23 protein-coding genes are annotated in these 18,414 nt (G+C 32.4%); 16 read left to right on the forward strand and 7 right to left on the reverse strand.

Annotated features, from left to right (window positions below):
* Window positions 1-326, reverse strand: a 326-nt coding sequence (locus tag AC1EUY_RS14915) for a hypothetical protein (RefSeq protein ID WP_480196349.1), incomplete at its 3' end; no start/stop codon positions are given.
* A 200-nt stretch (window positions 327-526) separates the two neighbouring features.
* On the reverse strand, window positions 527-1,387 hold the full coding sequence (locus AC1EUY_RS14920; protein WP_480196350.1) for an O-methyltransferase: 861 nt from the start codon (window positions 1,385-1,387) through the stop codon (window positions 527-529).
* 156 nt (window positions 1,388-1,543) lie between these two features.
* Between AC1EUY_RS14920 and AC1EUY_RS14925 the strand changes: the two genes are divergently transcribed.
* Together AC1EUY_RS14925 and AC1EUY_RS14930 are read left to right on the forward strand one after the other, a co-directional pair.
* A complete protein-coding gene (locus AC1EUY_RS14925; RefSeq protein WP_480196351.1) occupies window positions 1,544-3,697 on the forward strand; it encodes a TonB-dependent receptor in 2,154 nt (717 codons plus the stop codon).
* A 130-nt stretch (window positions 3,698-3,827) separates the two neighbouring features.
* Complete coding sequence (locus AC1EUY_RS14930; RefSeq protein ID WP_480196352.1) at window positions 3,828-4,778, forward strand: tetratricopeptide repeat protein; 951 nt, start codon at window positions 3,828-3,830, stop codon at window positions 4,776-4,778.
* A gap of 2 nt (window positions 4,779-4,780) precedes the next feature.
* On the opposite strand, the gene AC1EUY_RS14935 is transcribed toward AC1EUY_RS14930, so the two are convergent.
* Window positions 4,781-5,065 carry a DUF2188 domain-containing protein gene (locus AC1EUY_RS14935; protein WP_480196353.1) on the reverse strand — a complete coding sequence of 95 codons (285 nt, stop codon included), beginning with the start codon at window positions 5,063-5,065 and terminating at the stop codon, window positions 4,781-4,783.
* Window positions 5,066-5,221: 156 nt separating this feature from the next.
* On the opposite strand from AC1EUY_RS14935, the gene AC1EUY_RS14940 reads away from it, so the two are divergent.
* The 11 genes from AC1EUY_RS14940 (at window position 5,222) to AC1EUY_RS14990 (ending at window position 11,752) form a co-directional block, all read left to right on the forward strand.
* The gene (locus AC1EUY_RS14940; RefSeq protein WP_480196354.1) at window positions 5,222-6,220 is read left to right on the forward strand and encodes a DUF2141 domain-containing protein; all 999 of its coding nucleotides are present in this window, start codon (window positions 5,222-5,224) and stop codon (window positions 6,218-6,220) included.
* Between the two features lie 36 nt (window positions 6,221-6,256).
* Window positions 6,257-6,667, forward strand: a complete 411-nt coding sequence (locus AC1EUY_RS14945; protein ID WP_480196355.1) for a DUF2141 domain-containing protein — start codon at window positions 6,257-6,259, stop codon at window positions 6,665-6,667.
* A 10-nt stretch (window positions 6,668-6,677) separates the two neighbouring features.
* Window positions 6,678-8,051: a histidine kinase gene (locus AC1EUY_RS14950; protein ID WP_480196356.1), complete on the forward strand. Its 1,374-nt coding sequence runs from the start codon at window positions 6,678-6,680 to the stop codon at window positions 8,049-8,051.
* Window positions 8,052-8,054: 3 nt separating this feature from the next.
* A complete protein-coding gene (locus AC1EUY_RS14955) occupies window positions 8,055-8,360 on the forward strand; it encodes a 2TM domain-containing protein (protein WP_480196357.1) in 306 nt (101 codons plus the stop codon).
* An 11-nt stretch (window positions 8,361-8,371) separates the two neighbouring features.
* Window positions 8,372-8,686: a 2TM domain-containing protein gene (locus tag AC1EUY_RS14960; RefSeq protein ID WP_480196358.1), complete on the forward strand. Its 315-nt coding sequence runs from the start codon at window positions 8,372-8,374 to the stop codon at window positions 8,684-8,686.
* Between the two features lie 14 nt (window positions 8,687-8,700).
* On the forward strand, window positions 8,701-9,045 hold the full coding sequence (locus tag AC1EUY_RS14965; RefSeq protein WP_480196359.1) for a 2TM domain-containing protein: 345 nt from the start codon (window positions 8,701-8,703) through the stop codon (window positions 9,043-9,045).
* Between the two features lie 11 nt (window positions 9,046-9,056).
* Window positions 9,057-9,398 (forward strand): 2TM domain-containing protein, encoded by a 342-nt coding sequence (locus AC1EUY_RS14970; protein WP_480196360.1) that lies wholly within the window; start codon window positions 9,057-9,059, stop codon window positions 9,396-9,398.
* Complete coding sequence (locus tag AC1EUY_RS14975) at window positions 9,395-10,528, forward strand: amidohydrolase family protein (RefSeq protein WP_480196361.1); 1,134 nt, start codon at window positions 9,395-9,397, stop codon at window positions 10,526-10,528. The genes AC1EUY_RS14970 and AC1EUY_RS14975 overlap by 4 nt, the downstream gene beginning before the upstream one ends.
* Window positions 10,529-10,663: a hypothetical protein gene (locus tag AC1EUY_RS14980; RefSeq protein ID WP_480196362.1), complete on the forward strand. Its 135-nt coding sequence runs from the start codon at window positions 10,529-10,531 to the stop codon at window positions 10,661-10,663. It abuts the gene before it with no gap.
* Between the two features lie 79 nt (window positions 10,664-10,742).
* Window positions 10,743-11,000 (forward strand): hypothetical protein, encoded by a 258-nt coding sequence (locus AC1EUY_RS14985; RefSeq protein ID WP_480196363.1) that lies wholly within the window; start codon window positions 10,743-10,745, stop codon window positions 10,998-11,000.
* Window positions 10,997-11,752 (forward strand): LytR/AlgR family response regulator transcription factor, encoded by a 756-nt coding sequence (locus AC1EUY_RS14990; RefSeq protein WP_480196364.1) that lies wholly within the window; start codon window positions 10,997-10,999, stop codon window positions 11,750-11,752. The genes AC1EUY_RS14985 and AC1EUY_RS14990 overlap by 4 nt, the downstream gene beginning before the upstream one ends.
* Before the next feature lie 29 nt (window positions 11,753-11,781).
* On the opposite strand, the gene AC1EUY_RS14995 is transcribed toward AC1EUY_RS14990, so the two are convergent.
* From AC1EUY_RS14995 to AC1EUY_RS15010, 4 genes are all read right to left on the reverse strand, one after another.
* Window positions 11,782-13,695: a S9 family peptidase gene (locus AC1EUY_RS14995; RefSeq protein WP_480196365.1), complete on the reverse strand. Its 1,914-nt coding sequence runs from the start codon at window positions 13,693-13,695 to the stop codon at window positions 11,782-11,784.
* Window positions 13,696-13,763: 68 nt separating this feature from the next.
* On the reverse strand, window positions 13,764-14,300 hold the full coding sequence (locus AC1EUY_RS15000) for an RsmD family RNA methyltransferase (RefSeq protein ID WP_480196366.1): 537 nt from the start codon (window positions 14,298-14,300) through the stop codon (window positions 13,764-13,766).
* Window positions 14,300-15,157, reverse strand: a complete 858-nt coding sequence (locus AC1EUY_RS15005) for a DUF3822 family protein (protein ID WP_480196367.1) — start codon at window positions 15,155-15,157, stop codon at window positions 14,300-14,302. Before AC1EUY_RS15005 ends, AC1EUY_RS15000 begins: the two co-directional genes overlap by 1 nt.
* The gene (locus tag AC1EUY_RS15010) at window positions 15,117-15,851 is read right to left on the reverse strand and encodes a hypothetical protein (protein ID WP_480196368.1); all 735 of its coding nucleotides are present in this window, start codon (window positions 15,849-15,851) and stop codon (window positions 15,117-15,119) included. Before AC1EUY_RS15010 ends, AC1EUY_RS15005 begins: the two co-directional genes overlap by 41 nt.
* A 110-nt stretch (window positions 15,852-15,961) precedes the next feature.
* Here AC1EUY_RS15010 and AC1EUY_RS15015 point away from each other — a divergent pair, with 110 nt between their 5' ends.
* The 3 genes from AC1EUY_RS15015 to AC1EUY_RS15025 form a co-directional block, all read left to right on the forward strand.
* Entirely contained in the window at window positions 15,962-17,392 is a 1,431-nt protein-coding gene (locus AC1EUY_RS15015) for an ATP-dependent DNA helicase (RefSeq protein WP_480196369.1), read from the forward strand.
* 5 nt (window positions 17,393-17,397) lie between these two features.
* Entirely contained in the window at window positions 17,398-17,952 is a 555-nt protein-coding gene (locus AC1EUY_RS15020) for a 1-acyl-sn-glycerol-3-phosphate acyltransferase (RefSeq protein ID WP_480196370.1), read from the forward strand.
* A 55-nt stretch (window positions 17,953-18,007) separates the two neighbouring features.
* The coding region (locus AC1EUY_RS15025) for a 1-acyl-sn-glycerol-3-phosphate acyltransferase (protein ID WP_480196371.1) at window positions 18,008-18,414 on the forward strand (407 nt) is incomplete at its 3' end.

Below are 18,414 nucleotides of genomic sequence, written 5' to 3' on the forward strand. Positions count from 1 at the left end.
ATACCATGCGGAGCAAAAGATTTTTTAAAATTGGCTGATAAATTTTTTACAGTATACGTTTTAGATGTTAAATCCATAAAATACAAGTCACCAAATTCTTCTTTTGTGGTAGGTAATTTCTTTCTATCGGTAGCAGAAATAAGTGCGAATTTATCCTGAGTACTTATAGTAATATCTTCTGCACCTGCAAGTGCAATTTTCTGAATGACACTTCCGTTAAAAGTATTTTCGATGCTTCTAAAATATCCAGTAGAGATAACGACATGAGCAATAAAAATGAGTAGTGCTGCTAAAAGTAACACTAATATTTTCTTTACAATTTTCATAAAGGGTACGGCTATTTATGTTTAATTTTTGAAAGAGAATACAAGATAATAATTCATCCTGATTAAAATACAATTCAGTATTTCTTTTAGAATAAATTATAGAAACTTAAATTTATAAAATAAAAATATTTTTTCTACTTATGACCCTACTAAGGATTATCTTTTTTAGATATGTTAGTTTATAGAGTCTTTTTTAAAATCTAAGATTTTTTTAAAAGTAATGCAAGACTAGTTATATTTGAATTTAACTTTGTTTTCCAGGGTAACTTACCTAAAGGAAGAACTATTAGATCTTCATTTTCATCAGTTAATCTTTTAGTAGCTAAATAAGTTCCTTTCAAAACTATACCATCAGACCATAAGGGCTCCATATTGGGAAAAAAATCATGAAGTAAAATGACACCATTAGGATTTAATAAATTTAAAGCTGCTGGTATTTCTTGATATGTAGTTTTGGCTAAATGATCACCATCTAAAAAGATAAAATCAAACTTTAGCAAACTTTTTTTTAAAAACTCTGTGGAATTGCCAATTTTAAATGATACAAAAGAATCACAACCTATTTTTTTTATCATTTCTTTTGGAGAAAGAGACATACCATGTTGCATCCAAGGTTTTAGAATTGTTGAATTCACATCTCTAATATCTAAGGTTGTAAATTTTAAATTTTCATTTTTTGTTTTATTGTTTATAAGCATAGAAGATGCTATATGCACAGTTGAAGCGCCAATGTGAGTTCCTACTTCTAAAACTGAATTTGGTTTAAGTTTATTTATTAAATAATATATGGCTCTTCTATCTCCTTGATTTACTCCTCCTGTGTCATCAACAATATCTAAATTATCAATACTATTCTTTATATTCTTCCAGTTTTCATCAATAAGATTCGAGTTAAAAATTTGATTTAAATTTATTTGATTTATTGATAGCAAATTGGATTTATCACAATAAATTTTATTTAGTGAATTAAATTTTTTTAAATCATTTTTATTAATTAATCTCCTTACACTTCTTTTTAAAAACTTAGGAGCTACTTGCCCAATAACTTGTTTTAATCTCATTTTTCTTGTATTCAGTTACTAAATAAACATTTTTAAAAAACATTACCAAAAGTTGGTTCATTTTTTTCAATTCATCACGTAATTTCTACACTTGAGTATTTCTTTTTAGAATATCACATCAATGTATAAAATATTTGTACTATCAAATCGACACCAATGAAAATTTTACAGACGCTTTTATTCGTTCTTTTGTTAGGGAATCTCTATGCTCAAACTACAATTTCTGGTAAAGTAATTGATAAAAAAGGAAATCCGATTTCGGGAGCCAATGTATATTTAGAAAACACCTATGATGGTGCAACAACAAACGACTTTGGCAAGTTTAGTTTTACAACAGGCAAATTGGGTACACAGACATTGGTAATTTCTTTTATTACGTATAAAACGTATAAGCAAACTAGTGAAATAGCTACATTTCAAAATATAATAATTACATTAAAAGAAGATATTAGTACATTAGATGTTGTAGAATTGTCTGCGGGTTCATTTCAAGCAGGTGATAATACGAAGGTATCTGTAATGGGACCTATTGATGTAGTTACTACGGCTGGTGTAGCTGGTGATTTCATTGGAGCTCTGCAAACCTTACCAGGTACGCAAACCGTTGCCGAAGATGGCCGTTTATTTGTTCGTGGTGGTACGGCTGAAGAAACACAGGTATTTATTGATGGTTTACAGGTGTTCAAACCTTATTCACCAACAGCAAACAATACACCTACTCGGGGTCGTTATTCACCTTTCTTATTTGACGGAATTACGTTTAGTACAGGCGGTTATTCAGCAGAATATGGTAATGCCTTATCAAGTGTCTTGCTGCTGAATACTATTGATGAGCCTAAACAAAATGAAACCAATCTATCGTTTATGACCGTAGGTGGAGGCGTAGGGCATACTAAAAAATGGAAAAAAGATGCTTTAACTGTAAATGCTGCTTATATCAATTTAGCACCGTATAATGAGTTAGTGCCTGATGATAATAAATGGAATAAGCTACCTGAATCAATCTCAGGCGAGGCGGTATATCGTCACCATACTAAAAAAGGATTATTTAAGTTCTATTCTGCTTTTGAATTCTTAAATTTTGATGTAGAACAACCTAATATTAATTTTGAAGAATTTGTACGACTAGATTTAAAGAATACTAATTGGTACACCAATACTTCTTACGAAGGGTATATTGGTGCTAAAACAAAGTTAACGACAGGTGTAAGTTTTACGAATAGCGATACTAAAGTTAATTTTATAGATACAAATATTCGTAGTATCGAAAATGCACTACATGCTAAAGCAAAAATAAAACATAATTTCAGCAATGCATTTAAACTGAGTTATGGAGCTGAATTTCAATCGACACATTTTAAAGAGGATGGTCTAGTGAATGAAACACAACCTTTCAACTATCGTTTCACAAATAACCTAAGCGCTGCTTTTGTAAAAAGTGATATTTACTTTTCTAAAGACCTAGCAGCGAAAGTAGGTGTACGAACGAATTATTCAGGATTATTTGATGAATTTACTGTGGCTCCTAGGTTTTCATTGGCGTATAAGTTTAATAGACATGCACAACTATCTCTTGCCTATGGCGACTTTTACCAGATGCCAATTAATGATGAGCTTAAAGTTACACAAGATCTTAAGTATCAAAAAGCTACGCATTACATTCTAAATTATCAGTATAAGAAAAATAATCGCTTACTAAGAGCAGAAGCATTCTATAAAGATTATGATAAACTACTATTGTACGATACTGAGTTTGGCAGACCAGTTGGTAATTTTAGTAATGGCGGATTTGGTCATGCAGCTGGTATCGATGTGTTCTTTAAGGATAGCAAAACCATTAAAAATTTACAATATTGGTTTTCGTACTCGTATATAGACACCGAACGTAAATTTAGAGATTATCCCATAGCCGCCATGCCTAATTTTGCCACAACACATAATGCTTCTTTAGTTACAAAATACTGGATTAGTAGCTTACGTTCACAAGTAGGGATGACTTATAGTTATACCAGTGGAAGGCCTTATAACAATCCAAATACTACTCAATTTATGAGTAATCGAACGAAGAGTTATAATAACGTAAGTTTAAATTGGAGTTATTTGATCTCACAACAAAAAATTCTCTTTATTTCTGTTACGAATGTATTAGGCATTCAAAATGTTTTTGGGTATGACTATGCAAGCACACCTAATACAAATGGAAATTTTGATAGACAAGCAGTAATACCAAGTTCAGATAGTTACTTTTTTGTGGGCTTTTTCTGGACGATTAGTGATGATAAAAAGAGTAATCAATTAGATAACTTATAGTGTAATTAAGAGATTGATTTGCTCTATTAGAATAACTAAAGAATTATATAAAGTCATTTCGCATGCAGGTGAGAAATCTCATCAATGTGCAATGAGCGTAACTTCATTATATTTACCTAAATTCTTTCGTATGCGATTTATAATGATGTTTTTTGGTGTTCTTTTAGTATTAGGATGTAAACAAGACTCAAATAATACTAAAATAGTACAAAAAGAAAAGGTAGCTATTGATACATTACAAGGAACCTCCTTACTAGGTAAGCCGTTATTAAGAAGACAAGTAGATGCGCAAAAAGATTCTCTGCAAATTGCAAACTACAAAGAAGCGCAGGCTAATTATCTCAAAGATTCTACTGCTATAGATAATATTATCTGGTTGGGTAGGCGCGTAGCGTATTTAGGAGATTATCAGCAGGCTATTAAGTATTATAGTAAAGGTATTGCCTTACATCCCGAAGAACCACGTTTGTATCGCCATAGAGGGCATCGCTATATCTCTACACGGCAATTTGATAAGGCAATTGTAGATTTTAACCAAGCGGCTTTACTCACAGAAGGTACCGAAAACCAGATAGAACCAGATGGTATTCCCAATAAGTTTAATACACCTGTATCTACACTACATGGTAATATCTATTATCACTTAGGTTTAGCGCACTATCTAAAAAATGAATTACCCAATGCCTTATTAGCTTTTCAAAAATGCTTGGCAACTTCAGCTAATAATGACAATCAAGTATCTTCAAAGCACTGGTTGTATATGATACATCGCCGCTTAGGTAATCTAGATAAGGCTAACGACTTATTAGTGCCTATTACCAAAGACATGAAGATTATAGAAAATACAGCATATCACCAATTGCTGTTATTTTATAAAGGTGAGTTAAGTGAAGATGAATTAAAAGGTCCTGGCGCTTCTGGGTCTAACGAAGCTGTGCTGTATGGCATTGCAAATTGGCATCATTATAATGGTAATATAGAAAAAGCAAAAGCGTTATACCAACAACTTATTTCAACTGGTAATTGGGCAGGTTTTGGTTATATCGCGGCTGAAGCGGATTTAAGCAGGTCACAACGATAAAATTAATCATAACTAATTCGATCTCTAATTCCACCACTTTCTCTATGAATAATGACATCGGCTTTATATTTTCTAGCGATGGTTTTGGCTTTGCGTATAGCTGTACTTTGTTTACGATGCTTTGAGCTAACTCTTTTATTTCCCTCACGGCGTACCGCCCATCCTTCTTCGTAAGGTACTACATGTTGATGCCATGTTCTCTTTCTTGTACGACTACTTTTAAAGAAGACATCCACGAGTTGACTTAAAAAGTCTAATAATTTTCTGGCAGTGCTAGATTCAGGCATTTTTAGTTGTAATTATAAAAGTCTAAGATAGTATTTTACTTGATGTTTTACTATTATGACAACTCATCCTAAAAAAACTACAATTCGGTTATCTCTAATTTTTATTAGGTATTAAAGTACGCACTTTTGATGTGTAATTAAAAACATCTAGAAATCATGATCAGAATTGTAACCATCTTAATCATCGCATTACTAACACAGGTAACCAATGCTCAAACGAAATTAGAAGAAAACATGCAAAAAGCATTTGCCTTAATGCAAGAAAATAAAAATGACGAGGCAGCAAACGTATTAGAACGTATCGCAACTGCCGAAACCGAAAACTGGCTGCCAGCGTATCATTTGGCATTATTAAAGGCAAGAACCTCATTTAGTATGAAAGATGCAACGAAACGTAAAGCGCAAATTGCATCTGCTGAAGAATATATTGCTATAGCAGATATGCTTTCACCCAATAATTCTGAAATATATGTGGTGAAAGGGATGATCAACGTGGCGAAGATAGCTGCTGAGCCAATGACCTATGGCCCAACCTTATCGGGTTCTACAGTCGAAATCTATAAAAAAGCAATTGCTTTTAATGAGAATAATCCTAGAGCACATAGCGGATTAGCAGAATTTGAAATGGGCAGCGCTCGTTTTTTTAAGCAAGATCTTACGCCGTATTGTAAACGACTACAAGAAAGTATTGCATTATACGATGCTTTTACTCCTAAGAGTAAGCTACACCCTAACTGGGGAAAAGAATGGACGTTGCAAGTCATAGAAAGCTGTGGAGGCTCAAAAAAAGAGAACACTAATGCTGTTTCTATTGATGCTAAAGTAACCAATGTATTACGTAAAGGTGGTGACATAATCTTCGTTCTATATGATTCTAAAGAAGGTTTTGAAGTACAAGCACCTTTAGCAACTCAAAAAGTAAAAGCCAAAGATGGTGTGGCACAAACATCGTTTAAAAATATAAAAAGTGGCACCTATGCGATTATTGTTTTACACGATATGAATGGTAATGAAAAAATGGATTTTGAAACGAATGGTATGCCAAAAGAGGATTATGGAGCTTCTAATAATGTAATGCGTATGGGGCCTCCAAATTTTGAAGACGCTAAGTTTACAGTTGAAAATAAATCAGTAGTTTTAGAAATCAGATTTTAAAAAAACCGAATACAATTCAAGAAAAAAATAAGAACCATGAAAACTATTTTATACATCTTTATATACTTGATCTCTTTAACAATATTTGCACAAGAGAAGAACACCTTGACCATTGATTTTACGTCAAAAAAGTATAAAGAGGGTAAAGTGTATGTAGCAGTATATAGTACGAGTGATTCATTCTTAAAAAAACCAGTAGCAGGAACTATTGTTGACTTAAAAGAAGGCAATGCACAAGCCATTATAAAAGATTTGCCTGAAGGTGAGTATGCAGTTTCTGCTTTTTATGATAAGAATAAAAATGGCAAATTAGATACAAATTTTTTGGGCATACCCAAAGAACCTACGGCGATGAGTAATAACGCAAAAGCACGTTTTGGTCCGCCTAAGTATAAAGATGCAAAATTTAATTTGGTTGGTAGTACCATCATTAAAATTAAATTTTAGAGTTTAAAATATGAAAGAATCAGATAAAATATATCAGTTTGACTCTTTAAGAAGGGGTGTAATACTATGTTTAAAAGTAACACTAATACTAGGAGCCTTTTTTGCTATTGTATTTAGACAAACCACGGTTACGGGTATTTTACTTTCTTTTGGCATTACTGGTATGTATTCATTTGGTTTGGGTTTAGGAAACGGATTTATTAATAATTTACTTTCTAAAAGATGGAGCTGGGTAACACAAACAAATCAACGAATTATAGCGGGTATTGTCGCCACTATAATATACACGATAATTATAGTGCTTATTATTGATTATATACAGCTTATCTACATCTCTAATAATGATCCATCACAATTTTTTAGTGAGCGTGCGAATTGGATGCATCTTTTTAATATCATTTTATCACTAGGAGTAGCAACTTTTCTACATGCACGTGATTTCATGATTAATTGGAAAAGAGCAGTAGGTAAAGAAACTAAAATTCAAAAAGTAATTGCAGGAACTGCAAGTGCACAATTAGATGCATTGAAGAATCAATTAGATCCTCATTTTCTGTTTAACAGTTTAAACGTATTAACAAGTTTAATTGACGAAGATCCTGATAATGCACAGCGATTTACAACCTCATTATCAAAAGTTTATAGATATGTACTTGAACAAAAAAACAAAGAGTTGGTTACTGCTGATGATGAGCTAAATTTTGCAAGAACCTATATGTCATTATTAAAAATGAGATTTGAGGATAGTATCATTTTTGAGATTCCTGAGAAAGTACGAAACCCCGAAGCAAAAGTGGTTCCGCTATCATTACAATTACTGTTAGAAAATGCCGTAAAACATAATACGGTATCAGAAAATAAGCCCTTACATATTAAGATTTACGAAAAAGATAATAATCTAATAGTTGAAAATAATGTACAACTCAAACAAGTGGTAAAAAAGAGTAGCGGAGTTGGGTTAGCAAATATAACACAGCGCTATGCGCTATTAACAAAACGAGAGATGAGTATAGAACAGACACCAAAACAATTTAGTGTATCGATACCAATGCTTACCAAACAAGTTTCTACTGCTTTAGAGATACAGCAAGATTATATAGAAGACAAACGCTATTTAAGAGCGAAAGAGCGTGTAAAAAAGGTAAAAGAGTTTTATGGTAATTTAACATCCTATATAATTGTAATCCCCATTTTAGCTTTTATAAATTATAAAACGACCGATTTTCCTTGGGCTATATTTCCAGCTCTAGGCTGGGGTTTTGGAGTACTAGCACATTGGTTTGAGGCGAATGGTCGTTCGCCTTTTTTAGGAAAAGGATGGGAAGAACGCAAAATACGTGAACTTATAGAAGAGGAAGAAGAAAATTCAAGACAATATAGATAAATCATGGAAAATTTTAGAGAAGAAGATAAATATATAAAGGCTAAGAAAAGAGTTGAAGCCATGAAAGCATTCTATTGGCATTTATTTGCAAGTCTATTTGCGATGGTATTTTTAGTAGTCATTAATTATATAACATCATCAGACTTTGCATGGTCACTTATCCCTATAGGAGCCATCTTATTAAGTCTTATTATTCATTGGTTTACCGTATTTAGAGGAGGTTCTGTTTTTGGTAGATCATGGGAAGAGCGTAAGATACAAGAGTTTATGGAAGAAGATGAAAACGAACAAAGAAAACTATACCAATAAAACCAAAAAAGATGAAAGATTTTGATAAAGAAAATAAATATATCGAAGCAAGAGAACGTGTAGATGAACTTAAAAAATTCTATAGTAGCTTATTTTCATATGTAATCGTGAATATATTTTTAGCTTGGTTGAACTATTATACGAACGGTTGGAATTATATGTGGTTCTTGTGGATAATTTTCGGCTGGGGTATAGGTCTTGTCTCACAAGCTATAAAAGCATTTCAATTAAACCCATTTATGAATAAAGATTGGGAAGAGCGCAAAATACAAGAGTTTATGGAAGAAGAGCGTAGAAATATAGCCAAAAGAGATCGTTGGGAATAAAAAATATGAAATCGATGAAAGATACAACACCATATGAAAGAGCAATGGTTCATGTAAAAAGAATAAAAGGTTTTTACAATCACCTGTTTATTTATATCATATTCTTAATACTGTGGATATTTTTTGCTGTAAGATTCTTTGATTTTATTGACGATACTATGCACAATCCAGATAAAGGATTTTTTGATTGGGTAAATATTAATTTATGGTTGAATCCATTAATATGGGGAGTTATTGTTGTACTACATGGGATCTATGTTTTTGGATATAAATTCTCATTTTTTAAGAATTGGGAAGAACGTAAGATCCAAGAATATATGGATGAGGAAAATTCTAAAACTAATAGTCAATACGAATAAAAGATATGATTATGAATTTTGAAGATAAACTACAAAGTGATGCCTATTATAAAGCAAAAAAGCGCGTAGAAGAGATGAAAGGCTTTTATTGGCACTTAGTAATTTATATACTAGTAAATATTTTTATTTCTAGCGTTAAAATTATAGACACTATCAGAGATGGAGAAACATTATATGATGCATTATTTGATTTTAGCACCTATGCAGTTTGGTTATTTTGGGGTATAGGTATTTTTTTTCATGCTTTAAGAATACTCAATACAAATCCGTTATTAGGTAAAAAGTGGGAAGAAAAAAAGCTAAGACAATTTATGAAAGAAGATAAAGAACAAGCTAAAAAACTCCTAAAATGAAACAGCTTTTAGCATATGTTTTCTTAATAAGTAACCTTTCACTCTTAGCACAAGAAACTTTTTTAATTAAAGATGTACGATTATTTGATGGTGAAAAAACTATTGAAAAGACTTCTGTTTTAATTCAGGATGGGAAAATAGTAAAAGTAGCCAAGAAGATAAAAGGAAATTATAAAGTCGTAACTGGTGAAGGGAAAACACTAATTCCTGCACTAACGAATGCTCATGTACATGCTTGGATGCCTACAAACCTTAATGAAGCTGCCAAAGCAGGTGTTTTGAATGTTCTTGATATGCATGGTGTAGAAATGGTACAACCAATGATGAAAGCATATAAAGATTCTACAAATTATGCCAATTATTTTGTAGCTGGGGCTGCAGCAACTGTACCTGAGGGGCATGGCACTCAATATGGTTTTACTACACCAACACTAACAAAACCAGAAGAAGCTGAAAAGTTTGTAAATAATCGTATAACATCTGGATCAGATTATATAAAGATAATTGTCGAGCCTTGGCGTGAAACATTAACTCACGAAACAGTAAAAGAGATTATTAGTCAAGCGCATAAGAAGAATAAAGTAGCTGTAGCGCATATATCTAAAGTAGAAGATGCTTACAAAGTTTTAAGTAACGATGCTAATGGCCTTGTTCATATTTGGTGGGATAAACCGTTATCAGATGAACAATTGTCAACATTGACTAAAGAAAAGAATTTCTTTATTATTCCTACACTATTGACTACTCATAGGGTGTTTGGAGCTATGAAAGAAAAAAATCCACAAGCACAAATTATGTTACTACCAGAACTTCAGAAAGAAATTAAGCGATTATACGAGGCAGGTGTTCCTATACTTGCAGGTACAGACCCACCAAATGCAGGTATTAATTATGGAACTGATCTTTACGAAGAATTAAAGCTTATTTCGCAAGCTGAAGTACCAAATGAAGCTGTTTTAAAGGGAGCGACAAGTGCAGCTTGCAATGCCTTCAAATTAACTAACAGAGGTATGATTGCTGAAGGATATATTGCAGATATGATTTTAATTGATGGCAATCCAATTGAAAATATTAGTGATTTAGAAAAAATTGAAACTGTTTGGAAAGCAGGAAAGAAAGTAAAAAGATAAATGCTAAATACAATAATACATAGTGCTACGGGTTGGTTTCATACTATTTTTGCGTTGTTAGCTATGATTACAGGTCTAATAGTGGTTTTAAACACGAAAGGAACGGTATTTCACAAAAGAGTAGGGTACGTGTAGCAAGTATGCTAGTACTTAATAATGCTAGCTTTTTTTTATTATAAATTTTGGAGGATTTAGTATTTTTCATTTTTTTGCTATGGTAAGTTTAGCTACGGTAATTGTGGGAATTATTCTTGCAATTAGAAAAAGTAACAACTGGTTTCCCTATCATTATTATTTTATGAGTTGGTCTGTAGTTGGATTGTATTGCGCTTTTTGGTCTGAGGTTGGAACACGGTTTGTAAAAAATATGCAGCAATTTTGGTGGGCAGTTGCCTTAGCAACTTTACTCACAGTGCTCATAGGGAAGAATATTATTAATAAGCAAGCTAAAAAATTGAATTTAAAGAAATGAAAGTACTAATTATTGAAGATGAAAAACCCGCAGCCAGACGATTATCTAGGATGCTAGAGAAGCTAGGTGTAGATGTGAGTATGATGCTGCATTCTGTTGAAGAATCTATTAATTGGTTTCACAATAACGAACATCCAGAGCTCATTTTTTTAGATATTCAGCTGTCTGATGGGCTTTCTTTCGAGATATTTGATGAAGTAGCTATAGATAGCGCGATCATTTTCACAACAGCTTATGATGAGTATGCTTTACAAGCATTTAAGCTAAATAGTATTGATTACATACTAAAACCCATTGATGTAGGTGATCTTGAAAGGGCAGTTAGAAAATATCAAAACCGAGCACCAAAATCTCAAAATGTTCAGGTGAATTTTGAAGATATAAAGAAACTGTTAACCAATCCGTTAGAAAGAGAATATAAAAAGCGGTTTACAGTAAAGGTAGGGCAACATTTAAAAATGATACCTATAGATACTATAGAGTGTTTTTTTAGTGAAAATAAAGGCACCTATATCCATACCAGTGAGAATCGTGATTACCTAATAGACCTAACGTTAGAACAGCTAGAAAATGAATTAGAACCTAAAACCTTTTTTAGAATTAGCCGTAAATTCTTTGTAAACATTAATGCCATTAATGATATGGTTTCTTATACCAATTCACGTTTACAGATAAAACTGAATACTTATAAGGATCAAGAGGTGATCGTAGCACGAGAACGCGTACGTGATTTTAAGGATTGGTTAGAATAAAAAACCGCCAAACGGCGGTTTTCTTTTTATTATTCTTTAACAGGTTCATCTGCTCCTAGATATTTATCTAAGAATTCTAGAATTTTGCCGTAAGCCTCTATTTGGTTTTCTTTTTTTACAAAACCATGACCTTCATCTTCGAAAAGTACATACTCAACAGGGACTCCATTTTTACGAACACCTTCAACGATTTCATCAGATTCTACTTGTAGTACTCTAGGGTCTTTCGCTCCTTGTAATACCATTAATGGTTTTGTCACCTTTTCTGTATGAAATAGTGGAGAGATTTTATGTAGTCGTACAGAATCTTTTACTGGATCTCCCATTTCTTTATATAAAGCTTCTTTAAACGATTCCCACCATGGCGGAATGCTTTTTAAAGTACGTAACCAATTCGTAACACCAAAAATATTCACACCTACATCAAATTCTTCAGGTTTAAAGGTGAGCGCAGCCATCGTCATATAACCACCGTAAGAACCACCAATAATTCCTATTCGATCTGCATTAATTTCTGGTTGCTCTGCTAACCAATTTTTACCTTCAACACAATCTTGAAGATCTTTTTCACCATGATTTTGATCATCCATCTGATAGAATGTTTTTCCATAGCCACTACTACCACGATTATTAACCGCGAGAATTGCGTAGCCATGATTCACTAGATATTGAATCAAACTAGAAAAGTTTTGTCTTGATTGACCTCCGGGCCCACCATGTACCCAAACCAAAGCAGGCACTTTATTATCTGCTGATGCCTGATGAGGTGCATAGTATATAGCGGGAATTTCTAATCCGTCAAACGACTTATAACGAATCACTTTAGCCGTTACCATATCTACAGGATTGATATCTTTATTTAAAACATCTGATAGCTTTTTATGTTCTTTTGTTTTTACATCGTATGAATAAAGATTTGAAGGTGTATTAGAACCTGCAACATAGAATCGTGCTTTTGTGCCATCTCTAGAGAAAACAACACTGCTAACATCACCCGTCTCAAATTCAGGGAAATCTACTTTAGTACCTGTTGCAACTTCTACAACCTCAATTTCTGTTTTAGCGTCGGCATTGGTATATGTAATTTGATGCTTTCCGTCATGGGTAAAGAAGCTACTCCAAATATCCCAATCTTTTTCTTGAATTTTTTCTTGACTCTTATCTTCAATAGTATATTTCTTTACATAAGCAAATTCACTACCATCATCTGTGGTGTAGAGTAACGATTTGCTATCAGGTGTAAAATCTGAAGCCGAATTAGCTGACTGATTTTCATTCACCTTAATTAACGATTTATCATCAAAAGAATAAATAAACAAATCAGAATCATTCGTTGTAATGGGTTTACTCAAAGCCATGTATTTTTTATCACGAGAAATACCACCAAAACCATAAGCACTGTCATTTTGATAAATCATTTTTGGTGTCATTGTAGCGATATCCATTTCATATACATCTGTAAATCTAGGATTACGTTTTGTATATCCGTAATAGAAACTCTTACCATCATGCGCCCAGCCATAAAAAGTGGCCCTAGCGCCTTTATCGGGAGTTAGCTCAGTAATGGCACCTGTGGTATCGCGTACATAGAGATGAAAAATTTCGTCTCCATTTCCATCCATTCTAAAAAGAATTCGTTCATCATCTGGAAAATATGAAATACCAAATACAGAAGCACTATCTGATTTCGTAATAGGCGTAAAGTCACCACCTTCGGTTGGTGTTATATACATATTATAGATGCCAGAACGATTAGATGAAACAAGAAGCTTAGAATTGTCTGGCGAAAAGCTTCCACCACCGATAGCCTCATTATCCATCATCTGCTCAATAGTATATGATTTTAGATTCGCAACTATTGTTTCTTTTTCGTTTGGCTCTTTTTCTTTCTTACAAGAAATGATAATAGCCAAAGCAAATAAGAAGAACGTTAATTTTTTCATACAGAAATAGTTTAGTTATGCTACTAAATTATTACTTATAAGTGTATTAATAGAAATTTTAACACTATTTATGGTTCAAAAAAGCTAAAAGTGCTACTGCCATAATTTTTTGAATACGAAAAGTTTAGGTGTTCAGAAAGGTCAGTATGCTTAGAATGCTCTATGATTAACAATCCGTTTTCATTTAGCAATTTTCTATCGAAAACTATGGATGCTATATTTAAAAATTGTTCATCTGAAAAATTGTAAGGAGGATCTGCAAAAATAACATCTACAGTACTTGCTGTTTTCTCAAGAAACTTAAAAACATCACTCTTAATAGTTGTTATATTGACATTTAATTCTTTGGCAAGTGAGTTTATAAAACGTATACAGCCTAAATGTTTATCGACGCTAATAATCTGTGCTACACCTCTTGAAGCGAATTCAGTACTAATACTACCAATACCAGCAAAAAGGTCAAAAACACTTAATTTATTAAAGTGGTAATGATTATTTAGAATATTAAACAAAGCTTCCTTCGCCATATCGGTGGTAGGCCTTGTAGGAAGGTTTTTAGGAGCGTGAAATCGTCTTCCTTTAAATTTACCCGAGACAATACGCATTACACTAAATTTAATAGCGTAAAATGTGTCCTTTTATCTTCTTCTGTTATAATTTCAGAAAAAGTATAGTTCGAACGATTTTCTAATAGTTGAACATTTCGAATATATTTAAAAGCCATGGTAAATAGCGCATCATCTTTACGCACATTTCCGAGAAGATGAAGCTTGAATTTTTCAGGATTCAGTTTTAATTGCTCTGCTGTGAAAAGTACATAATAAATAAAATCTTCCTTGCTATGGTATTTGAAAGTATTATACAATTGCAATTTTCGATCTTTAATGACTACTAACTCAAAATGAGTATGATTTACATGAGCAAAAACCTGTGGATCAAGACTGTATTTATATACACTAAAAAGACTTTGTACTAATACACTAGAGTAATGTCTATATTCAAAACCTCCGAATTGGTCTATAAAAAAATTGTTGACATTTACATACGGAATAAATACATTAATAATGTCGTGATTCTCTATTTCGTCATATGCATAGAAGTCATTATCTAATACTTTATTATTGTATTGAATGTAGGTAGATAATTTATCTTCATTAAATAAAACTTTCGGAACAAATGCTGATAAATCATTTATATGACAAATTGTAACAGTATTGTACTTTTCTTTTAACAATTCATTTTCATTAAAAATATCAGTAACTTTTAAAAGTAGTTTGTGTGGTGTTTTTACAGAATTTTTAAAATCATACGTATGAAGTGCTGTATATTCTTTTTGTGATTTATTTAAAACACAAAAAGAAAATCCATCCAAACTTAATTGGATGGATAGATGCTTTATATCAGCTTGATTAATTATGCTACTATTTTGATTCGTTATTCTTTTTTTCTTCTGCTGTATCATAGGATGGCGGCCAGTTACCGTTTACTTTTACATCAACTAATGATCCTACTGAAATATATTCACCACTTACTTCTGGGCCACCAAAAGCCTCTTTTTCTGCTTTAATAAGATTTCTGTCTAAACCTTTTAAAACTACTTCTTTATTAACTTTAGCTTCAAAAACAGGAGATTTAATTCCTTGTACCTTTTCTACATAATCAGTTTCCATTTCAAAACTAACATCAGTTCCTGGTACTTTAAACATATTTTTATAATCTCTGTTGGCAAAACTCTTTTTAACAGCTTCTGTACCCACGGTGTCTATTACTCTTTTCTCAACTTCTACTGTAACACCACCGGCTCTAGTTTCGGTAACTACCTCATTACTAATACTAGTAATTGCAAAATTTGCAGTATCTATAAATTTAATTAAATTCTCTGGTTTCTTTGCATAATCACCCGTTACAGTTTTGTGTGCTATTTGTGCATCACGAATCATTTTTAAATTATCAATAACAGGGGCATAACGACTTACCTTTTCTTTATTGAACTTAATAGGTGCCATAATACCATCGTAAATCTTGTATGCTAAAAAGATAATTAATAGCCAAAGAACTATAGATATAATGGTTCTTGAAGTTTTGTTTGTTTTGTTGACGATAAAATAAGAAAGGCCAATACAAAGAATAATCCCGAGTACTAAAATTATAAGCATGTTAGATGTAATTTATTTTAAGGTTATAGGCAAATCTACAAAATTTTTTTATTGATGAAAACTTTTAAGGACAAATCAATTTGTACCTTTGATTTTTGGTATTCTACAGCATGATAAAAGATTCAAATACGTTTTATAAATTACTGGTCGAAAAGTTTCAATTTACCCCGACACACTCTCAAGACGAATTATTGCTACGATTATCAAACTTTATTTTTGATACAGATAGCCGAGAAGTTTTTCTGTTAAAAGGATATGCTGGTACAGGAAAAACAACTACGATTAGTACAGTAGTTAATAATTTGTGGCATGCAGGTAAAAAATCGGTTTTATTAGCACCTACAGGTAGAGCTGCTAAGGTTATTGGCAATTATTCAAACAGACAAGCCTATACCATCCATAAAAAGATTTACCATCCGCGTAAAGCAAAGAATGGTAGTGTGTCATTTGCATTACAAAATAATAAACACACGAACACTATATTTATTGTCGATGAAGCGTCTATGATACCCGATAGAGCGGCTGACGCTCGTTTGTTTGAAAATGGTTCATTACTCGATGATTTGTTGTTTTATATCTATTCTGGTAAAAATTGTAAATTAGTTTTAATAGGTGATACAGCGCAACTACCTCCCGTGAAGTTAGATTTGAGTCCAGCACTAAACGCGAATACTTTAGAATTGAATTATAATAAAAATGTTTCTGAAATTGAATTGAACGAAGTAATGCGCCAAAGTGAAGATTCTGGTATCTTAAGTAATGCTACCGAATTAAGGACACATTTGAGTGATGGTGATTTTACTAATTTTAAGTTTAATCTTAACTTTTCTGATATTATTCGCTTAACGGATGGATACGATATACAAGATGCAATACAAACTGCTTATGATAATGATATTGGAGTAGAAGAAACTGCTTTTATTGTGCGTTCTAATAAACGAGCAAACCAGTATAATCAACAAATAAGAAGTAAAATACGTGGTTTGGAAAGTGAAATAGCTACAGGTGATTATATTATGGTCGTTAAAAACAATTACTTCTGGTTAAAAGAATCGTCTGAAGCAGGATTTATTGCTAATGGTGATATTTGTGAGATATTAGAAATAAGAAATCAAAAAGAATTATATGGTTTTAACTTTGCTGAGGTAAAACTAAGAATGGTTGACTATCCCAATCAAAAACCATTTTATACGGTCTTATTATTAGATACATTAACTTCTGAAACTCCTTCTTTATCTTATGAAGACTCAAATAGACTGTATGAAGAGGTGAAAAAAGATTTTGAACACGAAAAATCATCGTATAAGCGTTTACTTTCTGTTAAAAACAACAAATATTTTAATGCCTTACAAGTTAAGTTCTCCTATGCCATGACCTGTCATAAATCACAAGGAGGGCAATGGAAAACCGTTTTTATTGAGCAACCCTATTTGCCAAATGGACCAGATATTTCATATCTTAGATGGTTATATACTGCAGTTACCCGTGCACAGGGTACATTATATTTAATTGGTTTTAATGAAGAATATTTTAAAGATTAACTAAATTGAAAAAACTAATAGCAAAATTTGTATTCTTTATTTCGGGCTGGAAAGCTGATTATAAACCTGAATTCAAGGTTCCGAAAACAGTAATGTTGGCAGCGCCTCATACCTCAAATTGGGATATCGTATATGCTTTAGCTGTTTATTGGTTAGAGGGTATTGATGCTAAATTTTTAATTAAAGATAATTATACAAAAAGCTTTTTTGGATTCTTTTTTAAATGGCTAGGCGCTATGGGCGTTGATAGAAGTAAAAATAATAATTTAGTTGACTATTCTACAGCTTTATTTAACGCTTCAGAAAAACTTGTGCTAATGGTGCCTGCTGAAGGTACACGCAGAAAAGTTGAGAAATGGAAGACAGGATTTTATCATATTGCTAAGAATGCCAAAGTACCAGTTTCCTTTGGTTTTTTAGATTACAAAAAGAAAATTGCTGGTGTTGGAAACGTATATGATTTAATAGGAGATTTTGAAAAAGATATGAAAGTAATTGAAGATTTCTATATGAGTATTGAAGGAAAACACCCAGAATTATATAACAAAAAAATATTTTAAGATCACAATATTTCTTAGTGAATACCGTTTTTAATAGTTTATAAATTGCTAAAACATGCGTAAGGTATTCGGCACGATTGTACTTGCTATTTTGGGATGGAAAGTTAGTTATCCTGAAGAGTATCGCTTCCCGAAAATGTTAATGATTGCTGCGCCTTATACTTCGAATTGGGACATATTACTTTCACTATCTTCTTATTGGAAGTTGGGGTTTTATCCATATTTTATTGTGGGTGAGCAATTCACAAAAGGATTATTTGGTTATGTTACGAAACGTATGGGCGGGGTGAGTATGAAACCTGAAAAAGGTTTAGGAATTATAGATTTTTCGGTTAAAAAATTTGAAGAATCAAGAGAGATGTTCTTAATTATTGCCCCCGAAGGTAAAAAGGATACTGCCGAACGTTGGCATACAGGATTTTTTCATATTGCAACCAGTGCCCAAGTGCCAGTCTGCCTAGG

Source organism: Maritimimonas sp. 2210JD6-3 (assembly GCF_056591795.1).